Origin of the sequence: Tautonia sp. JC769, from assembly GCF_040717455.1 — a bacterium.
Classification (GTDB): domain Bacteria; phylum Planctomycetota; class Planctomycetia; order Isosphaerales; family Isosphaeraceae; genus Tautonia.
The window spans coordinates 175,092-188,489 of the sequence record NZ_JBFEFH010000011.1; the positions used below are offsets into that span (position 1 = coordinate 175,092).

Genomic DNA, 13,398 nt, shown 5'->3' on the forward strand with positions numbered 1-13,398 from the left:
CAGCCGTCCGCCCGAGCCATCGAGGGAGATGACCATGCGTCGCCAGGACGACCGCAACCGCGTGCCGATGACCCGGAGGTCCCTGCTGCGATCGACGGCCGCCGCCGCCGCGACGGTCGGGGCGATCGACCCGTCCGGGGCCGCCGGGGCCGACGACCCCCCTCGCGGCACGGCGGTCTCCCGGGGGAGGCTGAAGCAGTCGGCCTGCCGGTGGTGCTACGGCCGGCTCCCGATCGACGAGCTGGCGTCGGCGGCCAGCGAGATGGGCCTGGTCGGGCTGGACCTGATGCGCCCCGACGAGTTCGACGCCCTCAAGCGCCACGGCCTCGTCTGCACGATGACCTCGACCCACGGCCTGGCCGTCGGCCTGAACGACCCGAAGAACCACGAGGATTGCCTCAAGGCGATTCACGAGGCCATCGAGGCGACCGCCAAAGAAGGATGGCGCAATGTCATCACCTTCTCCGGCAATCGCAACGGCATGGACGACCGGGCCGGCCTGGAGCACTGCGCCAAGGCCCTCCGAGAGGTCGTCCCCGAGGCCGAGCGGGCGGGGGTGATCATCAACATGGAGCTGCTCAACAGCAAGGTCGATCACCCCGACTACATGTGTGACCGTTCCGATTGGGGCGTCGAGCTGGTCAAGCGGGTCGGGTCCGATCATTTCAAGCTGCTCTATGATATTTATCACATGCAGATCATGGAGGGCGACATCATCCGGACCATCGAGGCCAATCACCCGTACTTCGGCCACTACCACACTGCGGGCAACCCCGGGCGCAACGAGCTGGACGACTCCCAGGAGTTGAACTATCCCCCCATCTGCCGGGCGATCGTGGACACCGGCTTCGACGGTTATCTTGCCCAGGAATTCATCCCGAAGCGCGACCCCTTGACGAGCCTGGCCGAGGCCGTGGCGTTGTGTGATGTCTGACCTGCGGCTTCCTCCGTTCGACACCTCTTCCCCGATGGATCCGGAGCACCGTTGATGCGATTCCGCAAGCTGGACGTCCTGGCCGTTCTCGGCATCGTCATGTTGGGATTGACCGGTATGGCGAGCGACGAGCCGACTCGATCGGACTCGGCGGTCGAGTTGATCCTCGGCCGCCTCCTGCCCGAGGAAGGGGCCCCGCCCGAGGCCGACCCCGGCCCCTTGGAGGAGCCGTTCGGCGTCGATTTCCTCGCCGACGGGACGATGATTATCGTCGAACTCGGGGGCGGTCGGGTCCACCGCCTCACGCAAGAGGGAGACTTCCAGACCATCTCCGGAGACGGCTCGACCGGATACAAAGGCGATGGCGGGCCGGCCCGCGCGGCCACATTCAACGGAATGCACAACGTCGCCGTCGGGCCGGATGACGCCATCTACATTTCCGATAGCTGGAACCACTGCGTGCGGCGGATCGACCCCGACGACGGGACCATCGACACCGTGATCGGGACGGGAACGGTCGGAGATTCGGGAGACGATGGCCCGGCCTCAAACGCAACGTTCAATTTCGTCATGTGCATCACCTTCTCTCCCGATCATGAGGCATTGTATCTTGCCGACCTGAACAATCGCCGAATTCGGGCCGTGAATCTGGCTTCGGGAAACGTTTCCAATGTGGCCGGAGATGGTCGCAAAGGCGTTCCGACCGATGGTAAACCGGCGGCCTCCTCGCCGCTCGTCGACCCCCGGGCGGTCGCGGCCGACTCCGAGGGGCGTGTCTATATCCTTGAGCGAGGCGGCCATGCCCTGCGCGTGGTCGAGGCCGACGGCACGATCCGGACCGTGGCCGGCACGGGGGAAGCCGGGTTCCGGGATGGGCCGGCGCTCGAAGCCCGGTTGAACGGGCCGAAGCATCTCGCCGTGGGGCCCGACGATTCGGTCTACATCGCCGACGACCTGAATGGCGCGATCCGTCGCTACGACCCCGAAACGGAGACCCTCTCGACCGTGCTGGGCCGGGGCGTCGGCCACCCCTCGCTGACCTTGCTGCACCCGCACGGGGTGTGCGTCGAGGGGGATTGGCTGTACATCGTCGATACCGGGCACGACCGGATTCTCCGGATGCCCCGGGTCTCGAGTGCTCGTTGATCGAAGGGGGAAAAACAGGAGTTCCGCCGGGTCAGGCCCTCGCGAAGGGCCACCACCAGCGCCGGGGCCTCGGCGGCTCGAAGGCTTCCATCACCAGGGCGAAGGGATCGTGCTCTCCGGTCGACCGGGCGATGTTGGCGCCGAAGAATCGCCCCATCACGTCGAAGACGAGTTCCTCGCCGTAGGTCGACGGGTCGAATTCCTCGGTGGTGCCGTTGACCTCGACGAGGAAGACGCGTTCGCCGTCCCGCATCGCCGATCGCTCGAAGTGCGGGCGTTCCTCGGGCAAGAGCTCCCCGAGGTCGACCAGCACGCCGTCGTCGGCCGATCCGCCGTAGGCTCGGCGCAATCGGCCGCGGTCGAAGAACTCGTAACTCCAGAAGTTCACCACGCTGTGCAGGCCGATCCGGGCGATCTCGGCCTCCGGGAACCGGTCGAGCACCCGACGCATCAAGGGGTCGTCGCCGAGGGTGAAGCAGTGCTCCCCGACGGTCGGCGAGCCGATGACGGCGGCCCCGTCGTAGGCCCCGATCACCAGGTCCCGGGGATACATCCCCTCGTCGAACGAGGTCATCCCCTTGCTGCGGGCCGGGCCGAGCCCGAGGTCGTCGATGAGCCGTCGCGTCGCCTCGGCGTCATGGGCGGGCAGGGTGCCCAGGTAGCCCGGCTCCCGGTCGTTGACGAGGATGCAAGACGCCTTCCAGCCCACGGGAGCCTCCGGTTCGGTTCGAGGCGCGGCGGTCCTGGTCGATCGGGTCAGCGATGCAGGCGATCGGCCAGCTCGCGGACCAGGGTCGAGTTCGGGTCGAGTTCGAGGGCGCGGTCGGCGGCGGCCCGGGCGTCTTCCGTGCGGTCGGCCTGCTCGTAGGCCAGGGCGAGCAGATAGGCGACGTCGACCCGATCGGGCAGGTGTTCCGAGGCGAACCGGAGGTCGGCGACGGCCTCGCCGGTCAGGTTGAGCGCCAGGCGAGCCCGCCCCCGCTGGTGGCGGGTCTCGGGGTCCTCGGGCGAGAGCTCGACCAGGTGATCGAGCCGGGCCAGGGCCGACTCGGGCTGGTTGCGGTCGAGCTGGATGGTGGCCACCCGGCTCAGGGCCCGGACGGCGTCGGGTTCGTGCCGCAGGGCCCGGAAGTAGGCGGCGAGCGCCTCGTCGCCGCGGCCGAGGAGTTCCAGGGCCTGGCCCCGACCGATGTGGGCCGTGGCCTGGCCCGGGTCGATCTCGATGGCCTCGTCGAAGCGGGCGACCGCCTCGGCCGCATTCCCCCGGGCCAGCTCGACCCTCCCCAGGCCGATCAGGGAATCGATGTCGTCGGCGTCGCGATCGAGGGCCCTCTGGAACGCCTCGGAGGCCCGGTCGAGCTGGCCGAGGTCCTCGTTGATGCGTCCCATGCGGGCGGGGGCGTCGGCGGATCGGGTGTCGAGCTCGGCCAGCCGGGCGAGCAGGCCGAGCGCCCGGGGGAAGTCGTGCACCTCGGTCGCCTGCCGGGCCGATCGGCTCAGCTCTCGGCGCAGCTCCCAGGTCTCGGAATCGGGGCCATGGCCCGCCCTCGGCCCCATCGCCGCGCAGCCCGAGACGGCGATCACGAGCCACCCGACGCCCACGACCGACCGCCGCATCCTGGTTCCTCCCGCGAAGGGTCCGCGATGAATGATGATCGAACCGCCCTCCCGCCCCGATCCGAAGGCTGGGCATTTCGGGTTCATCGGGTTGGATCGACCCGAACGACGGGGGATCTTGAGGATTGTTCGGGAATTTCCGGGAGGCGTGATCGGGGAGCACCCGCCTCCCGCTCGGCGCGATTTTGGCCGGGAGGTTGACGCGCGCCTAGAATCGGCGTTACCATCCGATCTCCGTTGACAGGCCCAAGGTGACCGATCCCGCTTCCTGCGGGAGCGGTGAACAGGGAACCCGGTGAGAATCCGGGACGGCCCCGCCGCTGTGACCGGGCGTTCCAAAGCGGATCCAACCCCTCCTTCAGCCATTGTCGAGGCCCATTCGGCGTTGCGGCGCCGATCGGCCCGATGAGAAGGCTCGGATCCGCAAGGCCCGGGAGTCAGAAGACCTACCTTGCGTCGAATCCGGCCCAGGCTCTGCGAGGGACGAGCCCGCCGGACGGAATGCGTCGATTTTCCGATTCGACCCCCGTTCCGAGGACCCACCGGGGTCTCGACCGCCGGATCCGCCCGCCTTGGGATCGCCTGTGACTCGCCTCCGGGGCCATCGTGGCATGGCTTCGCGAATCGGGCAAGGTCGACTCTCACGCAGGGCGCCCGCCGATCGATCCCCCCGGATCACCGCCCATGACCCGACGTGACCTTCGCCGCGGTGCCCGCATGCACCCGGTCAGGGCTGGTGGCTTCACGCTCATCGAGTTGCTGGTGGTCATCGCGATCATCGGCGTGCTCATCGCGTTGTTGCTGCCGGCCGTGCAATCGGCAAGGGAGGCGGCCCGCCGCGCCCAGTGCCTGAACAACCTCCGGCAGATGGGGATCGCCTTCCACGGCTACCACGACGCCCATCGGACCTTCGCCCCGGGCGGCTGGCTCCGGGCCTCGACCCCGAGCCTGCGCTGGATCGCCTGGTCGGCCTTGCTCCTGCCCCACATCGAGCAGGCATCGCTCTATGAAAGCCTGAACATCGACCTCCCCTACAATGACCCGACCAACGCCACGGCCGGCGCGACGGTGCTGTCGGTCTACCTCTGCCCCAGCTCGTCGCGGCCCGAGCCTCGGGTCGAGGGGCGGGGCGGGTGCGACTACGGCGGGATTTACGGCGAGCGGATCACCAGCCCGAACAACCCGCCCAAGGGGACGATGCTCTACGACTCGCCCGTCTCGATCCCGATGATCCGGGATGGCACGTCGGGCACCCTACTCGTCTCCGAGGACTCGGCCTTCAGCGACGGCCAGTGGCTCCACGCCCGGAACGTGATGGACCAGGCCTTCCCCATCAACAAGGCACCCGCCTTCGAGAACGACATCCGCAGCGAGCACCCCGGCGGCGCGAACGCCTTGTTCGCCGACGGGTCGGCGCGATTCCTGAAGGAAACGATCGCGCCCCGGCCGCTGGCCGCCATCTGCACCCGGGCCGGCGGCGAGGTCGTCTCGGCCGACGAATTCTGACCATCTCTCGAGCGATCGCGGTCAGCCCGGGGCGGATCGGTCCCGCCGCCCGGGCTGATGGATCAAGGAGTCTATTTGCCATGATGACTACGCGTGTTCTGCCGTCCCTCGCCCTCATGCTCCTGCTCTCCGCGCCGTCGGCGCGGGCCGAGAGCCTGTCCGTCGACTTCAGCGACCTGACGCTGGGGAGCGAGTCGTTCGACAACGGCTCGGACGGGTCGGGGGGCTTCACCAGCAAGGGCGTCTTCTTCCGCAACTCGTACAACCCGACGTGGCAGACCTGGTCGGGCTGGTCCTACTCGAACCGGACCGACAACACGACGGCGGGCTTCGGCAATCAGTTCAGCAGCTTCGCCGGCGGGGATGCCTCGGGAGACGGGAACTACGCCGTCGCCTACGGCCAGTCGCCGTCCTCGGTCCGGTTCGACCTGCCCGAGCCGGCCCCGGGCCGAGCCCCGGTGGGCATGTCCGCAAGGTTCACCAACACGACGTATACCGCGCTCTCGATGCGGGATGGCGACCAGTTCGGCAAGGCGTTCGGCGGGCCGACGGGGAACGATCCCGACTTCTTCCTGCTGACGATCGTCGGTTATTCGGGGGCAGGCGCCTCGGGAGACGTCCTCGGCGAGGTCGATTTCTACCTCGCCGATTTCCGGTCCGACGACAACAGCCTCGATTACATTCTCGAGGACTGGGCCACCGTCGATCTGTCGTCCCTGATCGGGGCGCAAAGCCTCGGCTTCCGGCTCACGTCCTCGGACGTCGGGACGTTCGGCATGAACACGCCGGCCTACTTCGCCATGGATGACTTCGCGATCCGATACGCGGTCATCCCCGAGCCGGCGAGCCTCGCCCTGCTCGGCCTCGGCCTGGCCGGGGTGGTCGCGGTCGCCGGGCGGGGGCGTCGGGGCCGGGTCGCCTGACCGGCAATCGAGGCCGGCGGCTCGTCCCGGGGATCGGGCCGCCGGCCCCCGGATCGACCCGCCCGCCGATCAGGCCATGCCGCAGGCGAGCCGGGCGCGGTCGAGGACGGCCCGGGCGGCCCGGCGAGCCTTGGCGGCGCCGGCGGCCTTCACCTCGGCCAGTCGCTCCGGGTGGGCGAGCAGCTCGGCCCGGCGCTCGCGGGCCTCGGCGAAGCGGTCGATGATCAGCTCCGCCAGGCGCACCTTGACCGTCCCGTAGCCGAGGCCGCCTTCGAGGTACTGCCGCTTGATGTCCTCCCACTCCTCGGCCGGGGCGAAGAGCCGGAAGAGGAGGAACAGGGGGAACTCGTCGAGCTTGCTCGGGTCGCCGGGTTCTTCGGGGGGGCGGCTGTCGGTGATCAGGCGCTTGCATTTTTTGGTGATGAGCTTCGGGTCGTCGAACAGGTCGATCGTGTTGCCGTAACTCTTGGACATCTTCCGACCGTCGGTGCCGGGCACGACGGCGACATCCTTCAGGATGTACGGCTCGGGAAGTTTGAACGTCTCGCCATACGTATTGTTAAACCGATCGGCGATGTCTCGGGTGATTTCGAGGTGCTGCTTCTGGTCCTGCCCGACGGGGACGAGGTCGGCGTCGTAGAGCAGGATGTCGGCCGCCTGCAGGACCGGGTAGGCGAACAGCCCGTGCTCGGCCGGGATACCCTGCTGCACCTTGTCCTTGTAACTGACGCACTTCTCCAGCCATCCCATCGGCGTCACGCTGGTCAGGAGCCAGGCCAGCTCGGTCGTCTCGGGCACGTCCGACTGGACGAAGAGCGTGACGGCGTCGGGGTCGATGCCGAAGCTGAGCAGGGTCACGACCACGTCGTCGGTGTACGCGCGCAGCTTCTCGGCGTCTCGGGTGCTGGTCAGGGCGTGATAGTTGGCGACGAAGTAGAAGACCTCGTTGCCCTTCTGCAGTTCGAGGAACTGGCGGATCGCCCCGAAGTAATTCCCCAGGTGCAACGGGCCAGACGGCTGGATTCCCGACAGGACTCGCATCGGTGCTTGGCTCTCTTCGATCGATCAGGTCAAACGAACGTCGTCCGCGATCCGACCCGCGACGGCCGGGGCGCACTCCGACCGGGTCGGCCGCCCCGGCCGACGCGCCACCGCCTTTTACTCTAGCAGGCTCGCCCCCGATCGGCCAACTTCCGGAGCGGCGATCAGGTCGTCCAGTCCTCGATCGTCAGGCCGGGGACGCGTCCGAAATCCCGACGATTCCTCGTGACCAGGGTCGCCGAATGCTCCAGGACGACCGATGCGATGCGCAGATCCATGCGACCTACCCCCAGCTTGTCCTTCAGCAGGTCACGGTAGCGGTCCGCAGCCTGGGCTGAGAATGGGAGGATTGTGACTGCCGAGAAGAATTGCACATTGGTCTGAAGTCGGGCGTAGACCGCCGGGAGTTGCTCGGGGCGTGTTGCCTTCCGGAGCAGCGTGTACCAGCCCGAAAGCTGCTCCTCGACCGTGATAATCGTCACGGCCAGGGCATTCGGCGGGTGAGATTGACATCGGCTTACGACCGAGGGATGACCACGCTGGAAGAGCGACAAGAGATCGGTATCAAGGACAAGGAGGCTCATCACCGCTTCGGCCCCGGATCCTCGTCTCGGCGGGCCTCGGCGATGGCCTCTTGCCAGACTTCGAACAGCGGGTCATCGCGAAAGACGCCGGCATGCTGGTTCCAGGGGTTCTCACCGGGGTCGGTCCCCTCCATTTCCAGCGGCACCAGTTCGGCTCCGGCGACGATCTTCTTGGCGATCAAAGCACGAAGGTTCCCGATCGCCTCATCCCGAGTCGCCCCCACGGCTTCCATGCCGATCGACGGCCCACCCGAGGCGCGGAAACCGATTCCCGGAATCGGTTCGACGAGAACGGTGATTTGCATGGTGTCGCCCCCTTCGCCGCCTGGCTGCATCACGGTGGCTATTCTACGGACGCGATCCGCCGATCAACACCCCGCCGCCTCCCCCTCGACCGGCCAACCGAAGGGCACCGGAGGCCGCGGGCGAGGTCGCGGTCAGGGCCGGAGCTCGATACGATAGGATCAGGGCAGCAGTTGGATCACGCTCGGGCCGCCTGAGTCGAGATGCAAGAGGGCGTCTCGTAGACCGGGGCCGGGACCAGTAAAGGAACCCCTTGCTCATGACGGGCCGCTTCGACGAACACGGCATCCGATTCGAGTATCCGGCAGACTGGAACGTCGAGGTCGATTCCGACGGCGAGAAGACGACCGTCTCGGTCCACTCGCCGAACGGCGTCGCCTTCGCCCTGGTCGCGATCGACGAGACCTGCCCGGAGCCCTCGGAGGTCGCCGGCCAGGCGCTCGACGCGATGGAGCAGGAGTATCCGGATCTCGATGCCTTCCCCGTCATCGAGTCGATCGACGGGCACCAGGCGGTCGGCCACGAGGTCGAGTTCATGAGCCTCGACGCGACCAATTCGTGCTCGATCCGATGCTATCGGACCCCTCGCCGCACGGTCCTCGTCTTCGGCCAGTGGTCCGACCTCGAAGGGGACGGCCCGGCCGATCAGATCCGGTCGCTCCGCTCGACGCTCGGGGAAACCGACTCCTGATCGGCCGATCGAAGCCCGGGTCGATCGAGCGACCGGTCGAGGAACCCGAGAATCCTCGCGACCAGGGCCGGGCCCCCCCGGTCGAACACCTCGGCGTGCTCGGCCTCGGCGACGGGGACGACCTCGGGGCGGTGATCGTCGGGGAAGGCGTCCGCCAGCCGACGGATGGCCGGGGCAGGGGTGACGGTGTCGGCCTCTCCCCGGAGGATCAGGGCCGGCCGCTGGAATCGGGGGGCCAGGTCGATCGGCCGGGGGAGATCGATCCGGGCGCCGGCGATCCGGGAGGCCTGCCAGAGGACAAGCCCGCCGAGCCGGGCGGCGCCCGAGAACCGGAGCCTCTTCAACCGCAGCGAGAGGGCCTCGCGGAGATCGTCGTAGGGCGCCTCCAGCACGACCGCCTCGATCCGGTCGTCCTCGACCGCGGCGCGCAGGGCGACGGCCGCCCCCATCGATCGGCCCCAGACGACCACCCGGGCGCCCGGATCCTCGTCGCGCAAGAGGTCGACCCAGCCCACCAGATCCCCGGCCTCCCTGGCCCCGTACGAGGCGCGGTCCCCTTCGCTCCGTCCGAAGGTCCGCAAATCCGGCAGCAAGACGGCCCAACCGCGTTGAACGATGGCCTCGGCCCTGCCTTGCATGCTCGGCGAGGCTTCGGCCAGGCCATGCACGATGATCGCGACGCGGCCAGGACCGAGGGCCGAGACGCCCTCCCTCGGCCCCCGTTGCCAGGCCCGGAGCCGGACCCCATCCCGGGCAACGATCGAAACCGACCGCCAGGGGGCCGGGAACGTGACTTCCTGGCCGCTCCCGTTCCCTCGCCCAGGGAGCACCAGCGACCATGCTCCCCAGACGACCACCGCCGAGGCCCCGCAGAGCCAGACACCGAGCAGGATTCCCCCGACGCAGACCAACCCCCGCACGATCCAGGACGACCCGAGGGGCAGGATCGCGGCCGAAACGATCCGCCGCTTCGGCTCGGAACCTCCGCCACCCGGGACCGGCGGCGGGTCGGGAGGCTTCCATCCCGAGAGCTTCGGACCCTCGGCCATCCGATCGGCGTCCCAGGAGACGCGGACGGCCCCCGATTGCCAGGTCCGGAACACCGAGATCCCCCGATCCTCCAGCCCTTCCAGCGCATCCGACGCCCCCGGCCGGGTCGCCCGCTGGCTGGAGATGACCGCCGAGGGGCTGGCCCAGTCGTAGAGCCAGGGGGGATTGGCCGACCGGCCGCCGTGGTGGGGGGCCAGCATCACCGCAATCGGCCGGCGAGGCATCGCCAGCAGCTCGGCCAGCCCCGCCCCGTCGAGGTCGCCGGTCAGCAACAGGTGATCGGGGCCGACGGCCAGGTCGAGCACCAGGCTCCGGTCGTTGTCGGCGGCGTCGGGCAGCCAGCCCCGGGCCGGATGGAGGACCTCCGCCACCAGGCCCGGTACCACTTCGAACCGATCGCCGCGCGCGACCTCGTGAATGGGAATCCGACGCGATCGGGCCTGATCGAGCAAGGCCCCGGCCCCGGGATTGTTCCGCTCGTCGAGCCCGTCGGGCACCACAATCGCGCCGATGGCGAACCGATCGATCAGGTCGGGAACGCCGTTGTAGTGGTCCGCGTCGGCATGGGAAATCACCAGGCGGTCGATCCGACGGATGCCCCGCGCCCAGAGCGCCGGCGCGGCGATCCGGCGGCCGACGCTCGGGTCGCCCGAGCGGCCGCAATCGTAGAGCGAGGCCGACCCGTCCGGCCCCCGGATCACCGTCGCCAGCCCGTGGCCGACGGCCAGGAATTCGACCTCGAACGACGACGGCCGCCGCGGGGTCATCGTCACCACCGCCCCGATTGACCCCACCACGACGACGCCGATCCAGGCCGCGCGACGCATCGGCAACGGCCAGCGCGCCGCCGACGCCCGGCAGGCCATCGCGAGCATCACATAACCCGCGATCACCCAGCCGGTCGGCGGCGTGGGGACGAAGACATGACCGAAGGGGACTGCCTCCGACCGGTCGACGATCGCCAGCGAGAGGCCCAGCAGCCCGTCGCAGAGCCGGGCCGCGGGCATCGCCAGGGGTTGCCAGGCGATCGAGCCGATCAGGGCCAATCCCCCGAGGATGACGGCGCCGCTGATCATCGGGATCATCGGCAGGTTCAAGAGAATGCCGATCGGCGCCACCACGTTGAACCGCCAGGCGATCAGGGGCATCGTCGCCAGCCAGACGGCCGCCGACGCCACCAGCGCCAGCACCGGGACCAGGGCCAGGCGGCGGGCAACGCCTTTCCAGGCCGGTTCGAGCCTGCGCTCCAGGGCATCGAGCGGGTCGTCGTCCGGGTCGGGGGCGAACCACCTGCGTTCGATCCATCGCACGAGCGGAGGCACCCCGAGGATCAGGACCGCGATGGCCAGGAACGACAGCTGCCAGCCGATCCGGAACAGTGAGGCCGGATTGATCGCCATCGTCGCCAAAATCGCCAGCGTGATCGTGTTCGCCGGCGAGCTGCTCCGATCGACGATCGCGGCCACGCAGACGGCCCCCACCATCGCCGCGGCCCGACCGACCGAAGGGGTCCAGCCGACGAGCGTCGCATAGGCGATCGTCGCCGCCAGCACGATCTTCGCCGCATCCTTGTGATTGAACCCGAGGACGACCGCCAGCAGCCCCACCACCCCGGCCACGGCCGACAGGTGCAACCCCGAGATCGCCAGCAGGTGCGCCGTCCCGGTCCGGGAGAAGGCGGACGACGTCTCGCCGTCGATCCCCCCCCGCCTGCCGAGCAAGAGGGCCGCCGCCACCGGGGCCGTCCGATCGCTGAGCAGATCGGCCAGGCGCGCCTCGCTCGCGGCCCGGACCCGGCCGAGCCAGCGGAGCCGGAGCGACGGTGCCCCCTCCGGGTCGATCCTGACGCCGTCCGGCCCTTCGGTCGACAGCTTCAGGCGGACCCCCTGGGCGCGAGGGGCGAGCCTCGGGTCGGTTTCGCCGGGGTTGAGCGGTCCGGGCAGCAGGGCGATCGAGCCGGCCGCCTCGATCGCGTCCCCCATCGACAGGCGATCGTCCCGTCCTCCCAGCGTGACCAGCGCCTTGCCCGAGGCGCGGTGCCACTGCCGGCCGTCGCTGGCCGAGGTGATCCGCAGCTCGAACCGGGTGTAGCCGTCGTCTCCGGGGCGTTCCTCGGCGACCGAGCCGGCCCGATGCTCGGGGACGGTCAACACGATCCCGCGGACCCAGCCGGGCCTCGGTTCCTCGGTCACGACCCTCGCCAGGTCGTCCGCCGCCAGGTCCGACCACCGCCAGTGGTGCCAGGCCCCGCCGAGGGCCGCGATCGCCAGCAGCAGCGCAGGGTAGCAGAGCCGTTTCCTGTTCAAGCCGACCAGGGCCACGAGCGAGGCCGACAACGCCATCGCCGCCCAGGTCGCGGTCCCGCACCACGCGCCGAACCGATCGAGGATGATCCCCGACGCCAGCGCGACGGCCACCGGGGCCAGCGGAGGCACCCTGCCCGGCGTCCCTCTCCAGCCGGGGACGAACGGCTCGGCCGGGTCGCGTCGGGGTTTGCCCTCGGCTCCGAGGTCGGGAAGGGTGTGCTGCGCCATCGGAGCAAGGGGGGGATCGATTGGGGACGAGCCGGGACAACCCCGTCACCCGCCCCGGCCTGTCGCGTCCGGGAGCCGAGGGCGGGCGATTTGGGAAACAAAGGTCGACTCAGCGAGGACGCCCCTCGGCCTGGAAGCGGCGGATGATGCCGATGACCTGCTCGGCCGTCTCCAGGGCATCGTCCACTCGGAATTCCGACTCGACCTTCACGACCGCGTCCTCGCCGGAATCCTCGGCCGCCCGGGCGACCTGGCCGAGGTTGTACTCGGACTCAAGCACCCTGACGCGGGCCTCGGCGACGGCGGCCTCGGCCTCGGCGACGGCCAGGCGAAGGATCGTCGCCTGCTCGTCGCTCATGATTTGGCGGCCCCCCGGTCCGTCCGCGTCTGCTGATTTCCGCCGAGCGACATCGAGGCGAAGCTCCGCGACGTTCAGGACCGCCCGAGCCGCCTCGACCTTCGCCTCGGCGACGGCGACAATCCCCGGCGTCTCTCGGCGATCGCCCCGTTCCCGTTCCCGTTCCCGATCGCGGTCCTGCTCCCGTTCCCGTTCCCGTTCGACGCGTTCCACGTGTTCCCGTTCGACGCGTTCCGTGCGCTCGCGCAACCCCGGGCCGAACGGATCACCCTGGTAGCCTTCACCCCGCCGGGCACGATCTTCCTCCCCCCGGGAGCGTTCGAGCCGTTCCTCGGCCTGGCGGCGGGCGTCGCGTTCTCGTTCCAGCATTCGGCGCAGCTCGGCCAGCTCGGCCTGCAGGCGATCGACCGGGGGGCCTTCTCGATCCCCGCCCCGATCGGGCCTCGCCTGGTCGCCGGGCAGTTCGAGCCTGGGTTCGGGGCGCGGTTCGTCCTGGCCGGTCGCCGAGACGAGGGGGCCGAGCACGAATGCCATCAGGCCGGTGCCGCACGCGGCGGCGATCGGGAATCGGAGTCTCATCGCGGTCATCTCCCGGGCAAGCGGTTGCGTCGACGAAGGGCGATCTCCCGACGTGGGGAGCGGCCCGCGTGGCATCGCTCCGCGCGATTCTATCCGGACGCCCTGGCGAAGTCATGGATGATTCGCGAAGGC

The 13,398-nt window shown here is 69.4% G+C and carries 12 protein-coding genes and 1 riboswitch; of the genes, 5 read left to right on the forward strand and 7 right to left on the reverse strand.

Annotated features, from left to right (window positions below):
• Positions 1-34: 34 nt before the first annotated feature.
• Positions 35-934, forward strand: coding sequence for a TIM barrel protein (locus tag AB1L88_RS13445; protein WP_367097180.1), 900 nt, complete (start codon positions 35-37; stop codon positions 932-934).
• 54 nt (positions 935-988) lie between these two features.
• A complete protein-coding gene (locus AB1L88_RS13450; RefSeq protein ID WP_367097181.1) occupies positions 989-2,080 on the forward strand; it encodes a hypothetical protein in 1,092 nt (363 codons plus the stop codon).
• Positions 2,081-2,111: 31 nt separating this feature from the next.
• Here the strand turns inward: AB1L88_RS13450 and AB1L88_RS13455 are convergent, their stop codons facing one another.
• Entirely contained in the window at positions 2,112-2,789 is a 678-nt protein-coding gene (locus tag AB1L88_RS13455) for a hypothetical protein (RefSeq protein ID WP_367097182.1), read from the reverse strand.
• 47 nt (positions 2,790-2,836) lie between these two features.
• Positions 2,837-3,697, reverse strand: a complete 861-nt coding sequence (locus tag AB1L88_RS13460) for a tetratricopeptide repeat protein (RefSeq protein ID WP_367097183.1) — start codon at positions 3,695-3,697, stop codon at positions 2,837-2,839.
• Positions 3,698-3,929: 232 nt separating this feature from the next.
• Positions 3,930-4,166: riboswitch (cobalamin riboswitch) on the forward strand.
• Positions 4,167-4,381: 215 nt separating this feature from the next.
• Between AB1L88_RS13460 and AB1L88_RS13465 the strand changes: the two genes are divergently transcribed.
• Positions 4,382-5,203 carry a DUF1559 domain-containing protein gene (locus tag AB1L88_RS13465; RefSeq protein ID WP_367097184.1) on the forward strand — a complete coding sequence of 274 codons (822 nt, stop codon included), beginning with the start codon at positions 4,382-4,384 and terminating at the stop codon, positions 5,201-5,203.
• 80 nt (positions 5,204-5,283) lie between these two features.
• Entirely contained in the window at positions 5,284-6,126 is an 843-nt protein-coding gene (locus AB1L88_RS13470; RefSeq protein WP_367097185.1) for a DUF4465 domain-containing protein, read from the forward strand.
• Between the two features lie 69 nt (positions 6,127-6,195).
• Here AB1L88_RS13470 and trpS read toward each other — a convergent pair whose 3' ends face one another.
• The 3 genes from trpS to AB1L88_RS13485 form a co-directional block, all read right to left on the reverse strand.
• Positions 6,196-7,167 (reverse strand): tryptophan--tRNA ligase, encoded by a 972-nt coding sequence (trpS, locus tag AB1L88_RS13475; RefSeq protein ID WP_367097186.1) that lies wholly within the window; start codon positions 7,165-7,167, stop codon positions 6,196-6,198.
• 164 nt (positions 7,168-7,331) lie between these two features.
• Positions 7,332-7,751 (reverse strand): type II toxin-antitoxin system VapC family toxin, encoded by a 420-nt coding sequence (locus AB1L88_RS13480; protein WP_367097187.1) that lies wholly within the window; start codon positions 7,749-7,751, stop codon positions 7,332-7,334.
• The gene (locus AB1L88_RS13485) at positions 7,751-8,056 is read right to left on the reverse strand and encodes a type II toxin-antitoxin system HicB family antitoxin (protein WP_367097188.1); all 306 of its coding nucleotides are present in this window, start codon (positions 8,054-8,056) and stop codon (positions 7,751-7,753) included. The genes AB1L88_RS13480 and AB1L88_RS13485 overlap by 1 nt, the downstream gene beginning before the upstream one ends.
• A 257-nt stretch (positions 8,057-8,313) precedes the next feature.
• On the opposite strand from AB1L88_RS13485, the gene AB1L88_RS13490 reads away from it, so the two are divergent.
• The gene (locus AB1L88_RS13490; protein WP_367097189.1) at positions 8,314-8,745 is read left to right on the forward strand and encodes a hypothetical protein; all 432 of its coding nucleotides are present in this window, start codon (positions 8,314-8,316) and stop codon (positions 8,743-8,745) included.
• Here AB1L88_RS13490 and AB1L88_RS13495 read toward each other — a convergent pair.
• The gene (locus AB1L88_RS13495; protein WP_367097190.1) at positions 8,700-12,230 is read right to left on the reverse strand and encodes a ComEC/Rec2 family competence protein; all 3,531 of its coding nucleotides are present in this window, start codon (positions 12,228-12,230) and stop codon (positions 8,700-8,702) included. The two genes, AB1L88_RS13490 and AB1L88_RS13495, sit on opposite strands and share 46 nt — an antisense overlap.
• A 208-nt stretch (positions 12,231-12,438) precedes the next feature.
• Positions 12,439-13,266, reverse strand: a complete 828-nt coding sequence (locus AB1L88_RS13500; protein WP_367097191.1) for a hypothetical protein — start codon at positions 13,264-13,266, stop codon at positions 12,439-12,441.
• Positions 13,267-13,398: the final 132 nt, after the last annotated feature.

Coding starts and splice junctions, on each gene's coding strand:
- AB1L88_RS13445 (WP_367097180.1), top strand. CDS start 35: ATGCGTCGCCAGGACGACCGCAACCGCGTGCCGATGACCCGGAGGTCC.
- AB1L88_RS13450 (WP_367097181.1), top strand. CDS start 989: ATGCGATTCCGCAAGCTGGACGTCCTGGCCGTTCTCGGCATCGTCATG.
- AB1L88_RS13460 (WP_367097183.1), bottom strand. CDS start 3,697: ATGCGGCGGTCGGTCGTGGGCGTCGGGTGGCTCGTGATCGCCGTCTCG.
- AB1L88_RS13465 (WP_367097184.1), top strand. CDS start 4,382: ATGACCCGACGTGACCTTCGCCGCGGTGCCCGCATGCACCCGGTCAGG.
- AB1L88_RS13470 (WP_367097185.1), top strand. CDS start 5,284: ATGATGACTACGCGTGTTCTGCCGTCCCTCGCCCTCATGCTCCTGCTC.
- trpS (WP_367097186.1), bottom strand. CDS start 7,167: ATGCGAGTCCTGTCGGGAATCCAGCCGTCTGGCCCGTTGCACCTGGGG.
- AB1L88_RS13480 (WP_367097187.1), bottom strand. CDS start 7,751: ATGAGCCTCCTTGTCCTTGATACCGATCTCTTGTCGCTCTTCCAGCGT.
- AB1L88_RS13485 (WP_367097188.1), bottom strand. CDS start 8,056: ATGCAAATCACCGTTCTCGTCGAACCGATTCCGGGAATCGGTTTCCGC.
- AB1L88_RS13490 (WP_367097189.1), top strand. CDS start 8,314: ATGACGGGCCGCTTCGACGAACACGGCATCCGATTCGAGTATCCGGCA.
- AB1L88_RS13500 (WP_367097191.1), bottom strand. CDS start 13,266: ATGAGACTCCGATTCCCGATCGCCGCCGCGTGCGGCACCGGCCTGATG.